This window comes from Serratia sp. H402Y (assembly GCF_051172415.1).
In the GTDB taxonomy this organism is placed as follows: Bacteria; Pseudomonadota; Gammaproteobacteria; order Enterobacterales; family Enterobacteriaceae; genus Serratia; species Serratia ureilytica.
The window spans coordinates 121,998-142,405 of record NZ_JBPIYZ010000007.1 but is presented as its reverse complement, the minus strand read 5'-3'; the positions used below and the strand labels follow the sequence as shown (position 1 = coordinate 142,405).

At 54.3% G+C, this 20,408-nt stretch carries 11 protein-coding genes and 1 pseudogene; 7 read left to right on the top strand and 5 right to left on the bottom strand.

Translation table 11 applies throughout. The features are described from left to right. Positions 1-7: 7 nt before the first annotated feature. A complete protein-coding gene (gene malP, locus ACSBQS_RS23055) occupies positions 8-2,413 on the bottom strand; it encodes a maltodextrin phosphorylase (RefSeq protein WP_103101828.1) in 2,406 nt (801 codons plus the stop codon). A 460-nt stretch (positions 2,414-2,873) separates the two neighbouring features. Between malP and malT the strand changes: the two genes are divergently transcribed. After that, positions 2,874-5,588, top strand: coding sequence for an HTH-type transcriptional regulator MalT (gene malT, locus ACSBQS_RS23050; RefSeq protein WP_117187563.1), 2,715 nt, complete (start codon positions 2,874-2,876; stop codon positions 5,586-5,588). Between the two features lie 3 nt (positions 5,589-5,591). On the opposite strand, the pseudogene araD reads toward malT, so the two are convergent. After that, a pseudogene (gene araD / locus ACSBQS_RS23045) lies at positions 5,592-5,732 on the bottom strand (L-ribulose-5-phosphate 4-epimerase); the annotation flags it as partial. Between the two features lie 539 nt (positions 5,733-6,271). Between araD and ACSBQS_RS23040 the strand changes: the two are divergent. The 6 genes from ACSBQS_RS23040 to glpD all read left to right on the top strand — a co-directional run bounded on the left by ACSBQS_RS23040 (position 6,272) and on the right by glpD (position 14,905). Further along, positions 6,272-8,821, top strand: coding sequence for an AAA family ATPase (locus ACSBQS_RS23040; RefSeq protein ID WP_197666854.1), 2,550 nt, complete (start codon positions 6,272-6,274; stop codon positions 8,819-8,821). Between the two features lie 8 nt (positions 8,822-8,829). Continuing rightward, positions 8,830-10,686 (top strand): DUF2357 domain-containing protein, encoded by a 1,857-nt coding sequence (locus ACSBQS_RS23035; RefSeq protein ID WP_197666853.1) that lies wholly within the window; start codon positions 8,830-8,832, stop codon positions 10,684-10,686. Between the two features lie 320 nt (positions 10,687-11,006). Next, on the top strand, positions 11,007-11,333 hold the full coding sequence (gene glpE / locus ACSBQS_RS23030) for a thiosulfate sulfurtransferase GlpE (protein WP_004930790.1): 327 nt from the start codon (positions 11,007-11,009) through the stop codon (positions 11,331-11,333). 171 nt (positions 11,334-11,504) lie between these two features. Next, positions 11,505-12,341 (top strand): rhomboid family intramembrane serine protease GlpG, encoded by an 837-nt coding sequence (glpG, locus tag ACSBQS_RS23025; RefSeq protein ID WP_033651754.1) that lies wholly within the window; start codon positions 11,505-11,507, stop codon positions 12,339-12,341. Between the two features lie 50 nt (positions 12,342-12,391). Then, positions 12,392-13,150, top strand: coding sequence for a DeoR/GlpR family transcriptional regulator (locus ACSBQS_RS23020; RefSeq protein WP_004930797.1), 759 nt, complete (start codon positions 12,392-12,394; stop codon positions 13,148-13,150). 246 nt (positions 13,151-13,396) lie between these two features. Then, positions 13,397-14,905: a glycerol-3-phosphate dehydrogenase gene (gene glpD, locus ACSBQS_RS23015; protein WP_004930801.1), complete on the top strand. Its 1,509-nt coding sequence runs from the start codon at positions 13,397-13,399 to the stop codon at positions 14,903-14,905. Between the two features lie 59 nt (positions 14,906-14,964). Here the strand turns inward: glpD and glgP are convergent, their stop codons facing one another. From glgP to glgC, 3 genes are all read right to left on the bottom strand, one after another. Then, on the bottom strand, positions 14,965-17,412 hold the full coding sequence (glgP, locus tag ACSBQS_RS23010; protein WP_033645307.1) for a glycogen phosphorylase: 2,448 nt from the start codon (positions 17,410-17,412) through the stop codon (positions 14,965-14,967). A 140-nt stretch (positions 17,413-17,552) separates the two neighbouring features. After that, on the bottom strand, positions 17,553-18,983 hold the full coding sequence (gene glgA / locus ACSBQS_RS23005; RefSeq protein WP_033645308.1) for a glycogen synthase GlgA: 1,431 nt from the start codon (positions 18,981-18,983) through the stop codon (positions 17,553-17,555). Between the two features lie 135 nt (positions 18,984-19,118). After that, positions 19,119-20,396 carry a glucose-1-phosphate adenylyltransferase gene (gene glgC / locus ACSBQS_RS23000; RefSeq protein WP_004930810.1) on the bottom strand — a complete coding sequence of 426 codons (1,278 nt, stop codon included), beginning with the start codon at positions 20,394-20,396 and terminating at the stop codon, positions 19,119-19,121. Positions 20,397-20,408: the final 12 nt, after the last annotated feature.

Here is a 20,408-nt window from a genome sequence, read left to right as displayed (position 1 = left end):
GCTCTCCTTAACGTTTGGCTTGCCAGATGCGCTGCTGGTAATCGCGGATCGAGCGATCCGAGCTGAACATGCCGACGCGCGCGGTGTTAAGGATAGTCCGCCGCGTCCACTCGTCCCGATCGCGATACAGCTCATCGACCCGGCGCTGCGCCTGGCAGTACGAGGCAAAGTCCGCCAGCACCAGATAGGGATCGCCGCCTTCCAGCAGGCTGTGCAGCATCATGTCGAACGCGTGCTTGTCGCCGTGGCTGAACGCGCCGCTCGCCAGTTCATCCAAAATCGCCTTCAGGTGCTTGTCCTTCTTGCGGTAGCTGAGCGGATCGTAGCCCTTCGCCACTATCGCCTTCACCTGCTCCACGGTATTGCCGAAGATAAAGATGTTGTCTTCGCCCACCTGCTCGGCGATTTCGACGTTGGCGCCGTCCAGCGTGCCGACCGTCAGCGCGCCGTTCAGCGCCAGTTTCATGTTGCCGGTGCCGGAGGCCTCTTTACCGGCGGTGGAGATCTGCTCGGAGATATCCGCCGCCGGGATCATCAGTTCGGCCACCGAGACGCGGTAGTCCGGAATAAACGCCACTTTCAGGCGATCTTTCACCAGCGGATCGTGATTGATCTTCTCGGCCGCCTGATTGATGGCGTAGATGATGTTCTTCGCCAGGTAGTAGCCCGGCGCCGCCTTGGCGCCGAACAGGAACACGCGCGGCACGATGTCCAGGTTCGGGTTGTCGCGCAGCTGGCGATACAGCGACAGGATGTGCAGCAGATTCAGGTGCTGGCGTTTGTACTCGTGCAGGCGTTTGATCTGCACGTCGAAGATCGCGTCCGGATCGAGCGTCAGCCCCATCACGCCGTGCACGTAATGAGCCAGCGCCACCTTGTTGTCGCGTTTGATCTGCTGATAACGCTGGCGGAACGCCGCGTCGTCGGCGAATTTCTCCAGCCCGCGCAGCGCGTCGAGATCGCTCGCCCACTCCACCTTCAGCGTCTCGTCGATCAGGCCCGACAGCGCCGGATTGCACTGTTTCAGCCAGCGGCGCGGCGTGATGCCGTTGGTGACGTTATGGAATTTGTTCGGCCACAGCTGGTGATATTCCGGGAACAGATCCTTCACCACCAGATCCGAATGCAGCTGCGCCACGCCGTTAACCGCAAAGCCGCTGACCACGCACAGGTTGGCCATGCGCACCTGCTTGTCGTGGTGCACCGCCAGCTTGGCCCACACCGCCTCGTCGCCCGGCCAGTGCTTATCCACCAATTTTTTAAACCTGGCGTTGATCTGTTTGATGATGGAGAAATGGCGCGGCAGCAGGCTGCGCACCAATTTTTCATCCCAGCGCTCCAGCGCTTCCGGCATCAAAGTGTGGTTGGTGTAGGCGAAGGTGTTGCTGGTGATCGCCCAGGCCGCCTCCCACTCCAGCTGATGCTCGTCCAGCAGAATGCGCAGCATTTCCGGAATGGCGATGGTCGGGTGGGTGTCGTTCAGCTGGATCACTTCATACTTCGGCAGTTCTTCAATCTTGCGGCCGGCCTGATGGTGCTTGCGCAAAATGTCCGCCACCGAGCAGGCGCACTGGAAATACTGCTGCATCAGGCGCAGGCGTTTGCCGGCCTGATGGTTGTCGTTCGGGTAAAGCACCTTGGTCAGCTTGTCGGCTTCTACGCCCTGCTTCTCAGCCTGCAGGAATTTGCCGTCGTTGAAATCGCCCAGGTTGAACGGATGCTGATGGGTCGCCTGCCACAGACGCAGCGGCTGCGCCACGCCGTTGCGATACCCCAGCACCGGCAGATCCCAGGCTTCGCCGCGCAGGGTGAAGGCCGGGCGCCACAGTTCGCGGCCGTCGGCCTGCTTTTCCAGCTTGCCGCCGATGCCCACGTCCACCGCCAACGCGGCGTTGTGGCGAAACCACGGATAGCTCTCGCGTTGCCAGTTATCCGGCGCCTCTTGCTGTTGCCCACCCTGGAACGACTGGCGGAACAGCCCGTACTGGTAGTTCAGCCCATAGCCGGTGGCCGGTTGTTCCACCGTCGCCATCGAGTCGAGGAAACAGGCCGCCAAACGCCCCAGCCCGCCGTTGCCCAACGCCGGATCGGTTTCCTGCTCGAGCAGATCCGCCAGCTTGACGTTCTGCTCGGCCAGCGCCTGCTCGACGGTGTCGTACCAGCCCAGGTTGATCAGGTTGTTCGCCGTCAACCGGCCAATCAAAAACTCCATCGAGATGTAGTTCACGTGACGCAGCGGTTTGGCGCTTTTGCGCGGCGCCGGCTGTGCGGCCAGTTGCTCGGCCAGCGCCGCACTGACGGCTTCCCACCATTGATGTTGCGTCATTTGCTGCGCGGAACTGAGGCCGAACCGTTGCCACTGACGGGCGAGCGCCGCCAGAAAAGCATCCTTCTTGAGCGTAGGCTGTGACATAAGGAAAACTCTCTATCCAGTAAGTGGGTCAAATTGCCGCTATCGTGCCGGTGAGAAAGCCTGACGGCATCATCCCGCCTGGGGATTAGCTGGGGAGGAGGATTGGGGCGTAGCTGGAATTGTGATCTCAGGCACTTTTTGACTCCCTTGCAACGATGCAAAAAAGCCCGCCAACGCGTGCGGCGAGCACTGAGAACGTTAACCATGACGTTAGCACAAGTATTCGCGCTGCTGAAGTTTTGTCCATGGCCGGAAATGCGATCCGCAACCGCATCGCCGTACTCCGACACCAAACGTAAAAAAGTGTGATCGATAGCAACTTAACTCCAAGCCGATGCGGAAGCTTGTTGCAATACGTTTAGGGTTGGCAGAAGTTAGGGGGAGCTATTAATTACGAACCATAAAATAATTAGCGCCACTCCAATCCCGGCGGGAACCGCGATTTATATCCTGGAATACTATGCTGATCCCATCAAAACTGAGCCGCCCGGTACGGCTGCAAAATACCGTGATCCGCGATCGCCTGCTGGCCAAACTGGCCAGCGCGGGCAACTATCGTCTGACACTGGTCAATTGCCCGGCGGGATACGGGAAAACCACGCTGATCGCCCAATGGGCGGCCGGCAAGGCCGATCTGGGCTGGTATTCCCTGGATGAGAGCGACAACCAGCCGGAGCGTTTCGCCAGTTACCTGATCGCGGCGCTGCAGCAGGCCAGCGGCGGCCGCTGCGTCAAGAGCGAGGCGCTGAGCCAGAAGCACCAGTACGCCAGCCTGTCGGCGCTGTTCGCCCAGCTGTTTATCGAGCTGGCCGACTGGCATCAGCCACTGTACCTGGTGATCGACGACTATCACCTGATCACCAACGACGCCATTCACGAAGCCATGCGCTTTTTCCTGCGCCATCAGCCGGAAAACCTGACGCTGATCCTGCTCTCGCGCACCCTGCCGCCGCTCGGCATCGCCAACCTGCGGGTGCGCGATCAGCTGCTGGAAATGGGCACGCAGCAGCTGGCATTCACCCATCAGGAAGCCAAACAGTTCTTCGATTGCCGCCTGGCGGCACCGATGGAACAGCAGGACAGCAGCCGCCTGTGCGACGAAGTCGAAGGCTGGGCCACCGCGCTGCAGCTGATCGCGCTGTCGGCCCGCCAATCCGCCTCCTCGGCCCAACTGTCGGCCAAGCGGCTGGCGGGGCTGAACGCCAGCCATCTGTCCGACTATCTGGTGGACGAAGTGCTGGATCACGTCGATGCCGATGCGCGCGCCTTCCTGCTGCGCTGTTCGGTGCTGCGCTCAATGAACGATGCGCTGATCGTGCGGCTGACCGGCGAAGACAACGGCCAGCAGCGGCTGGAGGAGCTGGAGCGCCAGGGGCTGTTTATCCACCGCATGGACGACACCGGCGAATGGTTCAACTTCCACCCGCTGTTCGCCTCTTTCCTGCGCCAGCGTTGCCAGTGGGAACTGGCGCTGGAGCTGCCGGGGTTGCACCGCGCCGCCGCCGAAGGCTGGCTGGCGCTGGGGTATCCGGCGGAGGCCATTCACCACGCGCTGGCGGCCAGCGACGTCAGCATGCTGCGCGATATCCTGCTGCAACACGCCTGGTCGCTGTTCCACCACAGCGAACTGGCCTTGCTGGAGGAGTGCCTCAACGCGCTGCCGTATGAGCGCCTGATCCAAAACCCCAAGCTGGCGCTGCTGCAGGCCTGGCTGGCGCAGAGCCAGCACCGCTACAGCGAGGTCAACACCCTGCTGGAGCGCGCCGAGCGCACCATGCGCGAACAGAAAATCGAGATAGACCAAACGCTGCACGCCGAGTTCGACGCCTTGCGCGCCCAGGTGGCGATCAACGCCGGCAAACCGGAAGAAGCCGAGCGGCTGGCGACCGAAGCGTTGAAGTTCCTGCCGCTGTCCAGCTACTACAGCCGCATCGTCGCCACCTCGGTGACCGGCGAAGTGCACCACTGCAAGGGCGAACTGGCGCGCGCGCTGCCGATGATGCAGCAGACCGAGCAGATGGCGCGTCGTCATCAGGCCAACCATTACGCGCTCTGGGCGCTGCTGCAGCAGAGCGAAATCCTTATCGCCCAAGGCTTCCTGCAGGCCGCTTACGAAACCCAGGATAAGGCGTTCGAACTGATCCGCGAGCAGCACCTGGAACAGCTGCCGATGCACGAATTCCTGCTGCGCATCCGCGCCCAGATCCTGTGGTCGTGGTCGCGGTTGGACGAAGCGGAAGACGCGGCGCGCGCCGGGCTGAAAATTCTGGCCAACTACCAACCGCAGCAGCAGCTGCAGTGCATCGCCATGTTGGCCAAATGCTCGCTGGCGCGCGGCGATCTGGACAACGCCAATACCCATCTGCAGCGCTGCGAAACCCTGCTGCACGGCGCCCACTATCATCGCGACTGGCTGACCAACACCGACAAGTCGCGGGTGATCCACTGGCAGATGACCGGCGATACCGCCGCCGCCACCCAGTGGCTGCGCCACACCGAAAAGCCCGGCATGGCGGACAACCACTTCACGCAGGGCCAATGGCGCAACATCGCGCGAGTGCAGATCCTGCTCGGCCAGTATGAAGAGGCCGGCGTGGTGCTGGATGAACTGAACGAAAACGCCCGTCGCCTGCGGCTGGTGAGCGATCTCAACCGCAATCTGCTGCTCAGCAACCAGCTCTACTGGCTGCAAGAGCGCAAGGGCGAAGCGCAGCAGGCGCTGATCGAAGCGCTGTCGCTGGCCAACCGCACCGGCTTTATCAGCCACTTCGTCATCGAAGGCGAAGCGATGGCGCAGCAGCTGCGCCAGCTGATCCAGCTCAACACGCTGCCGGAGCTGGAACAGCATCGCGCCCAGCGCATCCTGCGCGACATCAACCAGCATCATCGGCACAAGTTCGCGCATTTCGACGAGAACTTCGTCGATAAGCTGCTGACCCATCCGCAGGTGCCGGAACTGATCCGCACCAGTCCGTTGACCCAACGCGAATGGCAGGTGCTGGGGCTGATCTATTCCGGTTACAGCAACGACCAGATCGCCGGTGAGTTGGATGTGGCGGCCACCACCATCAAGACCCATATCCGCAATCTATACCAGAAGCTGGGCGTGGCCCATCGCCAGGAAGCGGTGCAGCAAGCGCAGCAGCTGCTGAAGATGATGGGGTACGGCGCCTGATAGTCAGCGCTGGCCGTAATAAGCGCCGGCGCCATGTTTGCGGCTGAAATGTTTCGCCGACAGGTGTTCATCGAGCCGGCGCAGGCCGGGGTTAATGCCCCGGCTAATCCAAGCCATCTTAGCCACCTCCCGTTTTGCAGAGGCTTATGCTTGTTTAGAATTAAAAAGCTATATTTTATTATCAGAGTATTTAGATATTGACAGATTTTTCAACATCAAATTATAAAAAATAACTAATGCAATTATTTTAATATCAATTTTTTCATTTAATGAAAAAGATTTAGTAACCAGTTAGAATGAAGAGAAGTTGTTAGTTATAAGAAACGCTATAAACCGCTAAAAATAAAATTACCTTTCAAAACTACCTATTAAATGACAAAATAATATCAGCCACTATAATAAAATATATATAACTTACACTGTACGAGCTATACGTTTCTACAGCACTATCATTGCATGAACAAAAAACAAACAATCATATTGAGGCAAGTGATAAACTAACATTACTCATATAAAAATTTGATCAGCATCTTACTTCAAAAAAATAAATATTGATAACGTATCCGGCTCACTCTATAAATAACAGTTTATCTGAAAGGTGAGCACCATGTGCATACATGCAACATCCATTTAATATTAGCATGTTAATAATTTAGGCAAGACATTATATCTTAAGGAGAATTATGAATAGAATATTAGTGATTAAAGAAGATAATCACACAGTAAATCCTGACATGGGTCTAGTTATACCGGTTGCCCATGTAAATGAAAATGGTAATTACGATAAGATTAAAACAAGTGATTTTCCTAATGGGGGGATATTTATATCAAAGGGATTCATGAATATCAGCCAACAATTTGGCAACAATGAGTTATTTGTCCTTACTGAGTATTACGAAAGTAATGATGATGATTGGAAGAGCAATTCAAGGCATCAAAAACATTTTGGACTAGGTAATAAAGTCGAAAGACTTGACAAAAGCTTTCTTATACCAGTTATCAAATCCGAGCTACCTGATATTAAGACAGGTTTTATTAGCCATGATATAGATGCGCCAAGCACACAATTCTTCATTGAAGATGGGGAATACATTTATGGCCCTTTCAAAGCATCAAAACAAGATAATAACTGGCAGTTATCTCCGTTATCCACACCATCGCCGTTACAGCTCAAACAAGACCATATCGCTAAAATAGAATCTAAAAATATAGACAACGATAATCTATCATCGGAATGGATTATAAAAGGAGAAAATAAAAAATATATAAATAACTTAAAAGATCTGTCAACATTGCCTTTCGAGCAATTAGATTACATTTCAGACACTAGGTTGGTTTCATATTTTACTAAAAATGGCTTTGGTAGCGGATTCTCTAAAAACAAAACTCCGTTAGGCAAGAGCGAAGCTCAAAAGCTATCTCAGGGTATAGACGAATATGTAAAAAAGAACAAAGTATTAGAGAATAGTGAGCGTCTTAAGCGAATTAAAGAGTTATTAGGGGAATTTCTAGACTCAAGCCCTTTTGGGCAAGAAATAGTACAAGAGTTTTTGGCTGAGAGCAGAGACGGTAGACTTTATTTAGATAACTACTTCATAAAAAATAAAGAGTTATTATTAAAACAAAAATCTGAAGAGCTTGAGGAGGTTACGCGAGCACAGAAAGAAAAATTAGACAAAGAGATTAGTGAGTTAGAAAGACTGATAAGCACTAAGAAGTCCGAGTTGGAATTCGAAACGAAAAATGTTGAAAATGAAAAATCAAAAGCTAAAGATGAGATCGAGAGGATAAAAAAACAAACGGCAGAAGATGCTCATAAAATTTTATTAAACAAGCAGCAATCACTAACAGAGGAAAACTCCGCCCTAGAGGAGAAAATACATGAGGCAAATCTAAAACTAGAAGAGTTTTACGCTACATTATCTCGCGTAAGCGATTACAACTCGCTTGTAGAAGAGATAAATTATTTGAAAAGACGAAAAGAAGACATCGAGAAAGAGAAGGAATCTGTTGAAAAAGCTGTTAATCTTAAAAAAGCCACTTTAAACTCTCCACAATTATTAGAGAAAGCAGTAGAAATACAGACACTAACAACCCTTTTAAATGGAGGAAGAACAAAAGAAAGCACACCAAAAATATACAAGACAAAGATCACACCATCCTCTATAAAACTGAATGTCGCTAATAGGAAAGACTATATAAATTATTTGGTTGATTCATTCAGCAATGATAATGGTCGGAATTTTTCTTTTGATGAAATGGCAAATTTGCTTATATGCCTTAACCAGTCATTTATGACAATATTGGCAGGCCCTCCTGGTACCGGAAAAACCTCAACAGCGATTAGACTTGCGCAAAACATGGGTTTAACAAGTGATACCAACACCTTTAATACCAGTAACTTTCTGAACATTCCTGTAGGTCGTGCTTGGGTCTCAAGCCGTGACATACTTGGATTTTATAACTCTTTAAAAGATGTCTATCAACCTGCTAGAACAGGCCTTTATGAATTTCTAAAAAGTGAGCATAACCAAGATTATCTCAAACTAATATTATTAGATGAGGCGAACCTTTCAAGTGTCGAGCATTATTGGTCTGATTTTCTAAGTATGTGTGATCCAGAAGGACGGCAAAGAAAAATTGATTCAGGAATCCCGTCAGAAGAGGAAAGGCATATTTCCGTTGCTAATGGAGTAAGATTTATTGCAACTATCAATAATGATGCATCCACAGAGCGACTTTCCCCCAGATTAATTGACCGAGTTCCAGTGATAGGTTTGAATCATAATTCAGAATTCAAGTCAAACGTAATAAAAACTCTAGATTTCGATGGAGCAGTGAGTAATGAATGTTTAGAAGATTGTTTTGATATTAGTCTCTATGAGTCGTCATTTACAACTGAAGAGCAAAACGCTCTTGAACAGGTGATAGAAATTCTCAAAGCACCGATTAATCGAACAACTTCAGTTCGAGTGAGCCAGAGAAAATATAATGCAATAAAACGCTACTGTCACATTGCTAATGAAATTGAAGGACTAAGAAGTCAACCCATAGATTTTGCCATCAATCAGCATATCCTACCCTTAATAGAAGGATATGGAACTGGTTTCAAAGAAAGGTTACAAAATCTTGAACAAAAGCTTGTAGAGTTGGATCTCCATATATCTAAAGCAACTCTTAAGAACATCATTAATAATGGTGATATATATAGTGAATCATACTCTTATTTTTAGAGGTTATCATGAGAATCGAAATTAAAATTCTAAGAGGCAGGCGGCAAGGTAATACCTTTGAATTGCCAGTAATTGATTTTAAAGAAAACTCAGAGATATTCGTACTTGAAGATGAAGTATTAGAATTATCTTTTTATAGTGATAAGTTTTATGACAAAATAACCTTGGCGCTACATGAGAACGAAATAGCACCAACTTTAGTTGAGGATTACAATGGCGCATGGGTTTATAAATGGTTACCAAAAAGGACAGGTGCGTATGCGCAAGAATGTTTTTTCCATAATTACTATGGTATAGCTGAGTTATCTTTAGAGTTATTTTATGAGGGTAAAAGTGAGATAGTTAATTTTAAACCATTGGAAGTCTTAGCTAAGAAAATAAATGCTGAACGCGTAGAAAAAATGCTTTCTTTTTTGGCAAAAACAGACAGTGAGGCTTTGTGTTCATTTTTTAGAGTTACTCGTCGCAAGGCTGGTTATCAAGATGGAGACACTCCAGTTGATATACTACTTGAGCAAGTGGAAAACACAGTTGAAAAAACATCTTCTTTAATAAAAAAACTTGTCAATGCTCCAATAACAAAACTATCAAATAGAGAAAAGTACGTTTATCCTAATGATAGTACAAACGTCGATGACTTAACACTCTCATGGCTATGCAATAATGCAGATGAACTTTTTGAAGTTGATTGTATAGATAGCGCTATATTAGAGTTTAATAATTGTTTCTATGGGGTGAAAAAACTAATAGAATTACAAGCAATTGAGGATTCAGATGTATATGAAAACCAAGTACTACATGGATTTATAAATACATTAATACACACAACATCAATGTTACTTTCAGGATTCGAATTTCCTGAAAAGAAAAAACAGAAACTTCATGGTGGTCCAGACGGTTATTTAAGTTTCTTCAGCCAAATTCAAAAATTTCAAAAAAACATTAATGCAAGAAAAGTAGAAAAATGCAAAAACATTTTATCCACGTTACACTCCGTTAAAAAACTGATGTCTGAAAAAATACCTTCCAAAAAGGCAGTAACTGGCATCCCTATATTTACAATGAAAGCTAAAAAAGAATCAATATATCTCTCTATATTTAGAAAAATAGTTGACTGGTATAGGTTCGGAAGACCAGACTGGAGTGTCCAAGACGAATTACTATCAATCCAAAGCATTCCTAAGCTATTCGAATATTATACTCTTTTTTATATTAAGAGCATTCTAGATCATCACTTTTCCTTTAAGTCATTACCTGAAAGCAATAATGGTTTCATGCTATTTGAATTCCCTATAAAGCAAGAGTTAAAATTAAGTTTTCTATATGAGCCAAAATATTGGATGGCGAGGCATTCGCTAGCTGACCTGAGAGGTCTTGTTAATTCAGAAGGTTGGACTATCTATAATGGGAAAGTATCTAAACGCTCAAGCTCAGGAAAAAACTCAAATCGTTCTCCTGACTATGTCATAAAAATCAGTAATGCACTTAACAACGAAAGGTATGTTATTCTAGATGCAAAATATACGACTACAGATAAAGCCTTCACGCATTACCTCCCCGATTTAACGCTGAAGTATATACATGGACTCAACTTAATATCCAAAACTCATAATCCTATAACTGGATTAATGATTATCAATCCGGATAATACCCCTCAGGTCAGAGATTTTCATAATAGTGTTTTTGAACTTTTCTCCGATACTCCAGCAATGCCATTTCTACAGTGTGCAACTATAACACCAGGTGAGGAGTTTAGGAATAATAATAAATTTGAGGATTCATTGTTAAAAATGTTAGAGCTAACTGAAATTCAGTTAAAGAAAGACATCGGGAAGCGTTATCAACAAATTACATTGCGAGCTTAATACATTATACATTGGAATTTATACAACTAGTTTCATTAATGAATACGCTGCTTCAAATGATTATAGTTGGAAATTCCTTCTCCATGCCTTAATCAAGTTAAGGAGGGACATTCATGTCGTTAGGAGAAGGTTTGAGATGAATATCGAAAATCGCCATGGTGATCACCGGCCGCGCCGCCGATTTGGCGATCGTTGAGCAACTGCGTCAACAAGGGGTAGAAGTGCTGCTGGTGTGAGAAAACCACAAGCTTGCTCTGGTCTTAAACGCCGCAGAGTTGGTTACAATAGCGGCGTCCCCCAATAATGAGGCAGTCAGCAGTATGGAACAGTTCGAAGCGATCAACGTTGAACAGGCTTACACCCGCTGGAAAGAGGGCAGCGCCGCCCTGGTCGACATCCGCGATCCGCAAAGTTTTGAAGCCGGGCATACGCCGGGCGCCTTTCACCTCACCAACGCCACCCTGTCGGCCTTTATGCAACAAAACGACTTCGAGCGGCCGGTGATGGTGATGTGCTACCACGGCAACAGCAGCCGCAGCGCGGCGCAATACCTGCTGCACCAGGGGTTCGACGCGGTCTACAGCATCGACGGCGGCTTCGAGGCCTGGGCCCGTCAGTATCCGCAAGACGTGGAAACCTCAGCCTGATCCCCGCCGCCCGCCGTGCGTCGGCGGGCTTCCCCTTCGTTTTTATGCGCGTTTTCGCGGGTTTTTCGCAGATCCGTTTGCCAGCGCTCAGGATTTCGACGTTATAATCGGCCGTCAGGGTCGCCGGCGCGCAAGCGGCGGCCAAAATCATTCACTTACGACGGAAGAGCAATGGTTAGAGTAATCGCCGTATCCAACCCGCGCCTGGCGCTGGCCTTTGTCGACTATATGGCGACCCAGGGCATCCGGCTTGAGCTGCGCAACAGCGGCGAGGCGGCGGAAATCTGGCTGGCCGACGAAGGTCATCTCGAGCAGGTGCAACACGAGCTGCAGCAGTTTCTGGTCGATCCGCTCAACCGCCGTTATCAGGCCGCCAGCTGGCAGACCGGCCATACCGACGCCGGCCTGCACTATCAGAGCGAGTCCTACCTGCACACCCTGCGCAGCAAGGCCGGGCCGCTGACGCTCGGCGTGATGGTGCTGTGCATCGCGGTCTATATTCTGATGCAGGCGCTCGGCGACGATACCGTGATGTACTGGCTCTCCTGGCCGCAGGACAGCAGCCAATACACCCAGCTATGGCGCTGGATCAGCCATGCGTTCCTGCATTTCTCTCTGCTGCATATCCTGTTTAACCTGATGTGGTGGTGGTATCTCGGCGGCCAGATGGAAAAACGCCTCGGCGCCGGCAAGCTGTTCGTGCTGGCGGTGGTGTCGGCGTTCTTCAGTGGCTGGGCGCAATCGCTGTTCAGCGGCGCGCTGTTCGGCGGGCTGTCGGGCGTGGTCTATGCGCTGATGGGCTATGTCTGGCTGTCGGGCGAACGGGCGCCGGAGCGCGGCCTGATGCTGCCGCGCGGCCTGATGGTGTTCTCGGTGCTGTGGCTGGTGGCCGGATATTTCGATATTTTAGGAATGTCGATCGCCAACGCGGCACACGTAGCCGGTTTAGTGTTAGGGTTATTGATGGCATTTTGGGATACGCGTCATCGCGCACACAACGAACAATAACAGCCGGGAGCTATGCCCAGCGGGCATAGCGGGCGTTTTAGGGGATTATCGTGAAGCAAACACAGCGTCATGACGCAATTATCGAGCTGGTGCGCCTGCAGGGTTACGTCAGCACGGAAGAGCTGGTCGAGCATTTTGACGTCAGCCCGCAAACGATTCGCCGCGATTTGAATGACCTGGCCGACCAGAACAAGATCCAGCGTCACCACGGCGGCGCGGCGCTGCCTTCCAGCTCGGTCAACGCTGCCTATAACGATCGCAAGGTGATGTGGTCGGAAGAGAAAGCCCGCATCGCGCAGCGCGTCGCCAGCCAGATCCCGGACGGCGCCACGCTGTTCATCGATATCGGCACCACGCCGGAGGCGGTGGCCCATGCGCTGATGAACCACAAGAACCTGCGCGTGGTCACCAACAACCTTAACGTCGCCACCCTGCTGACCGCCAAAGAAGACTTCCGCCTGATCCTGGCCGGCGGCGAAGTGCGCACCCGCGACGGCGGCATCATGGGCGAAGCCACCCTGGACTTCATCTCCCAATTCCGTCTCGATTACGGCATTCTCGGCATCAGCGGCATCGATATGGACGGCTCGCTGCTCGAATTCGACTATCACGAAGTGCGCACCAAACGCGCGATTATCGAAAATTCCCGCTGCGTGATGCTGGTAACCGACCACTCCAAATTCGGCCGCAACGCCATGGTCAACCTGGGCAACATGAACCTGATCGACTACCTGTTTACCGACCAGCTGCCGCCGCCGAGCGTGATGAAAATCATCGAACAGTACGACGTGCAGCTGGAGCTGTGCTGATTCGGCCTTAACCTGCGGGGCGCGCCGCCGCCCCGTTTCATCCCTTTAGCCCCCCTCACCGAAAGCCGTTTGCGCGCCCGTGCCATATCCATGCTACTTGTGTGACTATCATCACCAAACTGTTACCTCTATCACGCCTAAATGTTTTTGTTTGGTTAAGTCTTGGCTTGCTTGTTGGTTTTTGATTACAATCATGAGCGAAAACGAACATGAAAGAGCTATTTCGAACATCTGGAGGAAGATGACGTGGAAACCAAAGACTTGATCGTTATCGGTGGCGGCATCAACGGTGCCGGCATCGCGGCGGATGCTGCCGGGCGCGGGCTGTCGGTACTGCTACTGGAAGCGCAAGACTTGGCCTGTGCTACGTCTTCCGCCAGTTCCAAACTGATCCACGGTGGCCTGCGCTACCTGGAACACTACGAATTCCGGCTGGTGAGCGAAGCGCTGGCCGAACGTGAAGTGCTGCTGAAACTGGCGCCGCACATCGCGTTCCCGATGCGTTTCCGCCTGCCGCACCAGCCGCATCTGCGTCCGGCCTGGATGATCCGTATCGGCCTGTTCCTGTACGATCACCTGGGCAAACGCACCAGCCTGCCGGGCAGCAAGGGGTTGCGCTTTGGACCAGAATCGGTGCTGAAGCCTGAGCTGAAGCGCGGTTTCGAATATTCCGACTGCTGGGTCGACGATGCTCGCCTGGTGGTGCTGAACGCGCAGGAAGTGGAAAAACGCGGCGGCGAAGTGCGCACCCGCACCAAAGTGACCCGCGCATGGCGCGAAAACGGCCTGTGGATGGTGGAAGCGGTCGATATCGACAGCGGCAAAACCTTCACCTGGCGCGCCAAAGGCTTGGTGAACGCCACCGGCCCATGGGTGAAAAACTTCTTCGACGACGGCCTGAAGCTGAAATCGCCTTACGGCATCCGTCTGATCAAAGGCAGCCACATCGTGGTGCCGCGCGTGCACGATCAGCCGCAGTCTTACATTCTGCAGAACGAAGACCACCGCATCGTGTTCGTGATCCCGTGGAATGACGAGTTCTCCATCATCGGCACCACCGACGTGGAGTACAAAGGCGATCCGAAAGACGTGAAGATCGACGAGAACGAAATCGCTTATCTGCTGAAAGTGTACAACGATCACTTCAAGAAGCAGTTGGGCCGCGACGACATCGTCTGGACTTACTCCGGCGTGCGTCCGCTGTGCGACGACGAGTCCGATTCACCGCAGGCGATCACCCGCGATTACACGCTGGACGTGCACGACGAGCAAGGCAAGGCGCCGCTGCTGTCGGTCTTCGGCGGCAAGCTGACCACCTACCGCAAGCTGGCCGAACATGCGATGGAAAAACTGGCCCACTACTACCCAGGCTGCGGCCCGGCGTGGACCAAAAACGCCACGCTGCCGGGCGGTGACATCGACGGCGACCGCGACGGTTACGCGGCCAAACTGCGCCGTGCGCACGGCTGGTTGCCGGAAGCCCTGGCGCGCCGCTATGCCCGCACCTACGGTAGCCAGAGCGAGCTGATCCTGGCCGGCGCCAACGGCCTCGCCGATCTGGGCGAAGATTTCGGCCACGGTCTGTATGAAGCCGAACTGCGCTACCTGACCGAGAAAGAGTGGGTCGTGGAGCTGGACGACGCTATCTGGCGCCGCACCAAGCTGGGCATGTGGCTGGACGAAGCGCAGCAGGCGCGCGTGAAAGCCTGGCTGGCGGAACACGCGAAAACGAAAGCGCTGTCGCTGGCTTCCTGAGCCGCAGCGTAACGAAAAAGGGCCGGTTATCCGGCCCTTTGCTTTTTTCCTGTCCCGCTTTACAGCTTCACCGGCTTAATGTGCCAAATTTCATCCGCATATTCCTGAATAGTGCGATCGGATGAGAAGTAACCCATATTGGCGATATTCAGCACCGCGCGCCGCGTCCACTCGTCCTGATTGAGATACACCTCGTCCACCTTGTCCTGCGTGTCCACATAGCTGCGGTAATCCGCCAACAGCTGATAGTGGTCGCCGAGGTTCACCAGCGAGTCGAACAAATTGCCATAGCGCTTCGGCTCCTCAGGGCTGAACATGCCGGTGGCGATCTGCGTCAGCGCCTGATGCAGTTCTGGGTCTTGCTCGTAGTACTGGCGCGGGTTGTAACCGTTGCGGCGCAGTTCCTCGACCTGCTCGGCGGTATTGCCGAAAATAAAGATGTTCTCCTCCCCCACGTGCTCGCGCATCTCGACGTTGGCGCCGTCCAGCGTGCCGATGGTCAGCGCGCCGTTCAGCGCGAACTTCATATTACTGGTGCCCGAGGCTTCGGTGCCCGCCAGCGAGATCTGTTCCGACAGATCCGCCGCCGGGATGATGATCTGCGCCAGGCTGACGCCGTAGTTCGGAATGAACACCACCTTCAACTGGGTATGCACGCGCGGATCGTTGTTGATCACTTTGGCCACGTCGTTGATCAGGCGGATGATCTGCTTGGCGGCATAGTAGGCCGAGGCCGCCTTGCCGGCGAAGATCACCACCCGCGGCACGCGCTCGATATCAGGGTCGGCCAGTAAACGGTTATACAGCGTGATGACGTGCAACACGTTGAGCAACTGCCGTTTGTACTCGTGGATGCGTTTGATCTGCACGTCGAACAGCGCATCCGGGTTAACCACCACGTTGAGCGTTTTGGCGATGTACAGCGCCAGCCGCTCCTTGTTCTGCCGCTTGGCGCGCTGCACCGCCTGCAGGAAGCTCGGGTAATCGATGTTGGCCTTGATCTCGCTCAGCTGGCTGAGATCGGTACGCCAGGTTTGGCCGATGCAGTCGTCCAGCACCGCCGCCAACGGCGGGTTGGCCAGCGCCAGCCAACGACGCGGCGTCACCCCGTTGGTTTTGTTGCAGAAACGAGTCGGGAACAGCCGGGCGAAGTCGGCGAACAGCGACTGCACCATCAGTTCGGAATGCAGAGCGGAAACGCCGTTGACCTTGTGGCTGGCCACCACCGCCAGCCACGCCATGCGCACCCGACGGCCGTTGGTTTCGTCGATGATCGAGACCCGCGCCAGCAGATCGTTGTCGCCCGGCGCCACCTCCTGCACCATTTTGAGGAAGTGATCGTTGATCTCGAAAATCAGCTGCAGATGGCGCGGCAAGATGCGGCCGAGCATGTCCACCGGCCAGGTCTCCAGCGCCTCGCTCATCAGCGTGTGGTTAGTGTAGGAGAATACCTGCTCCACCACTTCCCAGGCGTCGAGCCACTTGAACTTGTGCTCGTCGATCAGCCGGTGCATCAACTCCGGAATCGACAACACCGGGTGAGTGTCGTTGAGGTGAATGGCGATCTTGTCCGCCAGGTTGTCGAAGGTTTTGTGCATCAGCCAATGGCGATTGAGAATATCCTGCACCGTGGCCGACACCAGGAAATACTCTTGTCGCAAGCGCAATTCACGCCCGGAGGAGGTCGAATCGTCCGGATAGAGCACGCGCGACACGTTCTCCGAATGGTTTTTATCTTCCACCGCCGCGAAGTAATCGCCCTGATTGAACTTGCCGAGGTTGATCTCGTTACTGGCCTGCGCGCCCCACAACCGCAGCGTGTTGGTGGCGTCGGTGTCGAAACCGGGGATCACCTGATCGTAGGCGATGGCCACGATCTCTTCGGTCTCCAGCCAGCGGGCCTTGGCCCCCTCCTGCTGCACGCGGCCACCGAAGCGCACCTTGTAGCGGGTGTTATGGCGCGGAAACTCCCACGGATTGCCGTACTCCAGCCAGTAATCCGGCGATTCCATCTGTTGGCCGTTGACGATGTTCTGCTTGAACATGCCGTACTCATAGCGAATGCCGTAGCCGCGCCCCGGCAGCGCCAGCGTCGCCAGCGAGTCGAGGAAGCAGGCCGCCAGCCGGCCCAGACCGCCGTTGCCGAGCCCGGGGTCGTTCTCTTCCTCCAGCAACTCCGCCAGGTTCAGCCCCATCTCGTTCAACGCGTTGTCGATGTCCTGATAAATGCCCATCGACAGCAGCGCGTTCGACAACGTGCGGCCGATCAGAAACTCCATCGACAGGTAATACACCTGCCGCACGTCTTGAGACAGCTGGGCGCGGTTGGAGCGCAGCCAGCGCTCCACCATGCGATCGCGCACCGCGAACAGGACGGCGTTGAGCCAGTCGTGGCGGTTGGCGATCGCCGGATCCTTGCCGACGATAAACATCAGCTTATAGGCAATGGAATGTTTCAGCGCTTCCACACTGACCGTAGGTGAGGTGTAACTAAACGGTGAAGTCATGGCTTTTAATCCCTAATGGGGAGCCCAGCCATCCGCCGCGGAATAGCTGGCCCCGCTGAACATGGGCGCGGTACGCTGCGCCCCGACAATCTACCCTTACGGTTGCCCGCCGCGCGTCAACTCGCGACGCGAATCGCGGGCTACAAGCGTTGATAAAGCGATAAATACTCTTTCGCCGCCACCGGCCAGCCGAAGTCCACGCTCATGGCGTGGCGCTGAACGTGGCGCCAGTGTTTCGGCCGGCTCCACAGCACCATGGCGCGGCGGATGGCGTTGCCCAGCGCGACGGCGTCGCAATCGTCGAACACGAATCCGCTGGCGGTGCCGTCGGCCAGGTTCTCCAGCGCGCAGTCCACGACCGTGTCCGCCAGTCCGCCGGTGCGGCGCACCAGCGGCAGCGTGCCGTATTTCAGGCCGTAGAGCTGCGTCAGGCCGCAGGGCTCGAAGCGGCTCGGCACCAGAATGACGTCGGCGCCGCCGATGATGCGGTGGGAGAAGGATTCGTGATAACCGATCTGCACGCCGACCTGCTCAGGGTAGTCGGCGGCGGCGGCCAGAAACGCCTGCTGCAGCACCGCGTCGCCGGCGCCCAGCAGCGCCAACTGCCCGCCCTGCGCCAGCAATTCGGGCAACGCCTGCAGCACCAGATCGAGGCCTTTCTGGCTGGTCAATCGGCTCACCACCGCGAACACCGGCAGCGATTCGTCCACCTTCAGCCCCATGGCCTTTTGCAGATGCAGCTTGTTTTTGACCTTGCTTTTCAGATCGTCGGCGTCGTAGCGGGCGCTCAGCCGCGGGTCGTGGGCCGGATCCCAAATCTTGTCGTCCACGCCGTTGAGGATGCCGCTCAACCTGCCTTGCCGCTGCCGCTCCTGCAGCAGCCCCTCCATGCCGTAGCCAAACTCCGGCCGGGTGATCTCGCGCGCATAGGTCGGGCTGACGGCGGTCACGTGGTCGGCATAAAACAGCCCGGCCTTGAGGAACGACATCTGGCCGTAGAACTCCAGGCCATAGACATCGTAAAACGACGCCGGCAGCCACAGCTCGGTCACGTGATGGGCGGAGAACAGGCCCTGATAGGCCAGGTTGTGCACGGTGAACACCGAACGCGCCGGGTGGCCGTTGGCGGCCAGATAGGCGCAGCTCAGGCCGGCATGCCAGTCGTGGGCGTGCACCAGCTGCGGACGCCAGTAGCGATCCAGCCCCTTGGCCAGCTCGCAGGCCATCCAGCCCAGCAGCGCAAAGCGCCGGTGGTTGTCGGGGTAGGCGTACATGGACTGATCGTGGTACGGGCTGCCCGGCCGGTCATACAGCCAGGGCGCATCGATCAGGTAAATGCCCACGCCATGGTAGGTGCCGTAACGCAGGCCGACACGGCCGGCGAACGAGTCTATCTCCGCCACCAGCACGGTGTCGGGTATGCCGTTGCGTACGTCAGGGAAAGCGGGCAATAGCACCCGAACATCGGCGCCTTCGGCGATTTGCGCCGCCGGCAGCGCGCCAACCACGTCTGCGAGTCCGCCCGTTTTCAGCAGGGGGAACATTTCAGAACATACGTGTAAGACCTGCATTATCACTCCTGAAAGTCGGCCGAAGGCCTCTGGATAAGAAATAAAGCAGGCTTGCCGCTGTTATGTGTGCCGCGTTGCGCAAGCCATCGAACCGTTCATCGGGCGGCAGGCTATCATTCTGCCCCCCACGTTAACTCACAATTTTGACAACATTTCGCGCGTCACCAGCACGATGCCGCCTTCCGAGCGATAGAAACGCTTGCTGTCCTCATCGGCGTTCTCCCCGATCACCATGCCCTCCGGAATATGGCAGGCGCGGTCGATGATGCAGCGCCGCAGGCGGCAGGAACGGCCGACGTTCACGTCCGGCAGCAATACGGTAGAGTCGATGGTGCAAAACGAGTTCACTCGCACGCGCGGGAACAGCACCGAATGCACCACCACCGAGCCCGAGACGATGCAACCGCCGGACACCAGCGAATTCATGGTCATGCCATGGCTACCGGAGCGATCCTGCACGAACTTGGCCGGCGGCAGCGGTTCCATGTGGGTGCGAATCGGCCAGGCGCGGTCGTACATGTCCAGCTCCGGCGTCACCGACGCCAGATCGAGATTGGCGCGCCAGTAAGCGTCCAGCGTGCCCACGTCGCGCCAGTAAGGCGGCAAGTCGGGGTTGGACGTCACGCAGGACAAGGTAAACGGATGCGCCCACGCCGCCTGCTGTGCGGTGATTTTCGGGATCAGATCCTTGCCGAAATCGTGGCTGGAGCCGGGGGTCGACATATCCTCTTCCAGCAGTTGGAACAGGTAGGCGGCATTAAAAATATAGATGCCCATGCTGGCCAGCGACATATCCGGGTTGCCCGGCATCGCCGGCGGATCGGCGGGCTTTTCCAGAAACTCGATGATGCGGTCGCTTTCATCCACCTTCATCACGCCGAATTCGCCGGCTTCGCTGCGCGGCACCGGCAGGCAAGCCACAGTGCACTGAGCGCCCTTCTCGACGTGGTCGATCAGCATGCGCGAATAATCCATCTTGTAGATGTGATCGCCCGCCAGGATCACCACGTATTCGGCCTCGTAGCGGCGGATGATATCCAGGTTCTGGTACACCGCGTCGGCGGTGCCCTTGTACCAATGCTCGGTGCTGAGGCGCTGCTGGGCCGGCAGCAGATCGACGAACTCATTCATCTCCTCGTTGAGGAACGACCAGCCGCGCTGAATGTGCTGCACCAGCGTGTGCGACTGGTATTGGGTGATCACGCCGATGCGGCGGATGCCGGAGTTCAGGCAGTTCGACAAGGCGAAGTCGATGATGCGGAATTTGCCGCCAAAGTGGACGGCGGGCTTGGCGCGGGTGGAGGTCAAATCTTTCAGACGTGAACCGCGGCCGCCGGCCAGGATCAGCGCTACGGATTTAATCGGCAGCTGGCGCGCCAACATCAGGGGGTCTTTATTTTCAAACCTAACCATAGCGGACTCCTT

Coding starts and splice junctions, on each gene's coding strand:
- glgA (WP_033645308.1), bottom strand. CDS start 18,983: ATGCAGGTCTTACACGTATGTTCTGAAATGTTCCCCCTGCTGAAAACG.
- ACSBQS_RS23040 (WP_197666854.1), top strand. CDS start 6,272: ATGAATAGAATATTAGTGATTAAAGAAGATAATCACACAGTAAATCCT.
- malP (WP_103101828.1), bottom strand. CDS start 2,413: ATGTCACAGCCTACGCTCAAGAAGGATGCTTTTCTGGCGGCGCTCGCC.
- glpG (WP_033651754.1), top strand. CDS start 11,505: ATGGTTAGAGTAATCGCCGTATCCAACCCGCGCCTGGCGCTGGCCTTT.
- glgC (WP_004930810.1), bottom strand. CDS start 20,396: ATGGTTAGGTTTGAAAATAAAGACCCCCTGATGTTGGCGCGCCAGCTG.
- malT (WP_117187563.1), top strand. CDS start 2,874: ATGCTGATCCCATCAAAACTGAGCCGCCCGGTACGGCTGCAAAATACC.
- ACSBQS_RS23035 (WP_197666853.1), top strand. CDS start 8,830: ATGAGAATCGAAATTAAAATTCTAAGAGGCAGGCGGCAAGGTAATACC.
- glpE (WP_004930790.1), top strand. CDS start 11,007: ATGGAACAGTTCGAAGCGATCAACGTTGAACAGGCTTACACCCGCTGG.
- glgP (WP_033645307.1), bottom strand. CDS start 17,412: ATGACTTCACCGTTTAGTTACACCTCACCTACGGTCAGTGTGGAAGCG.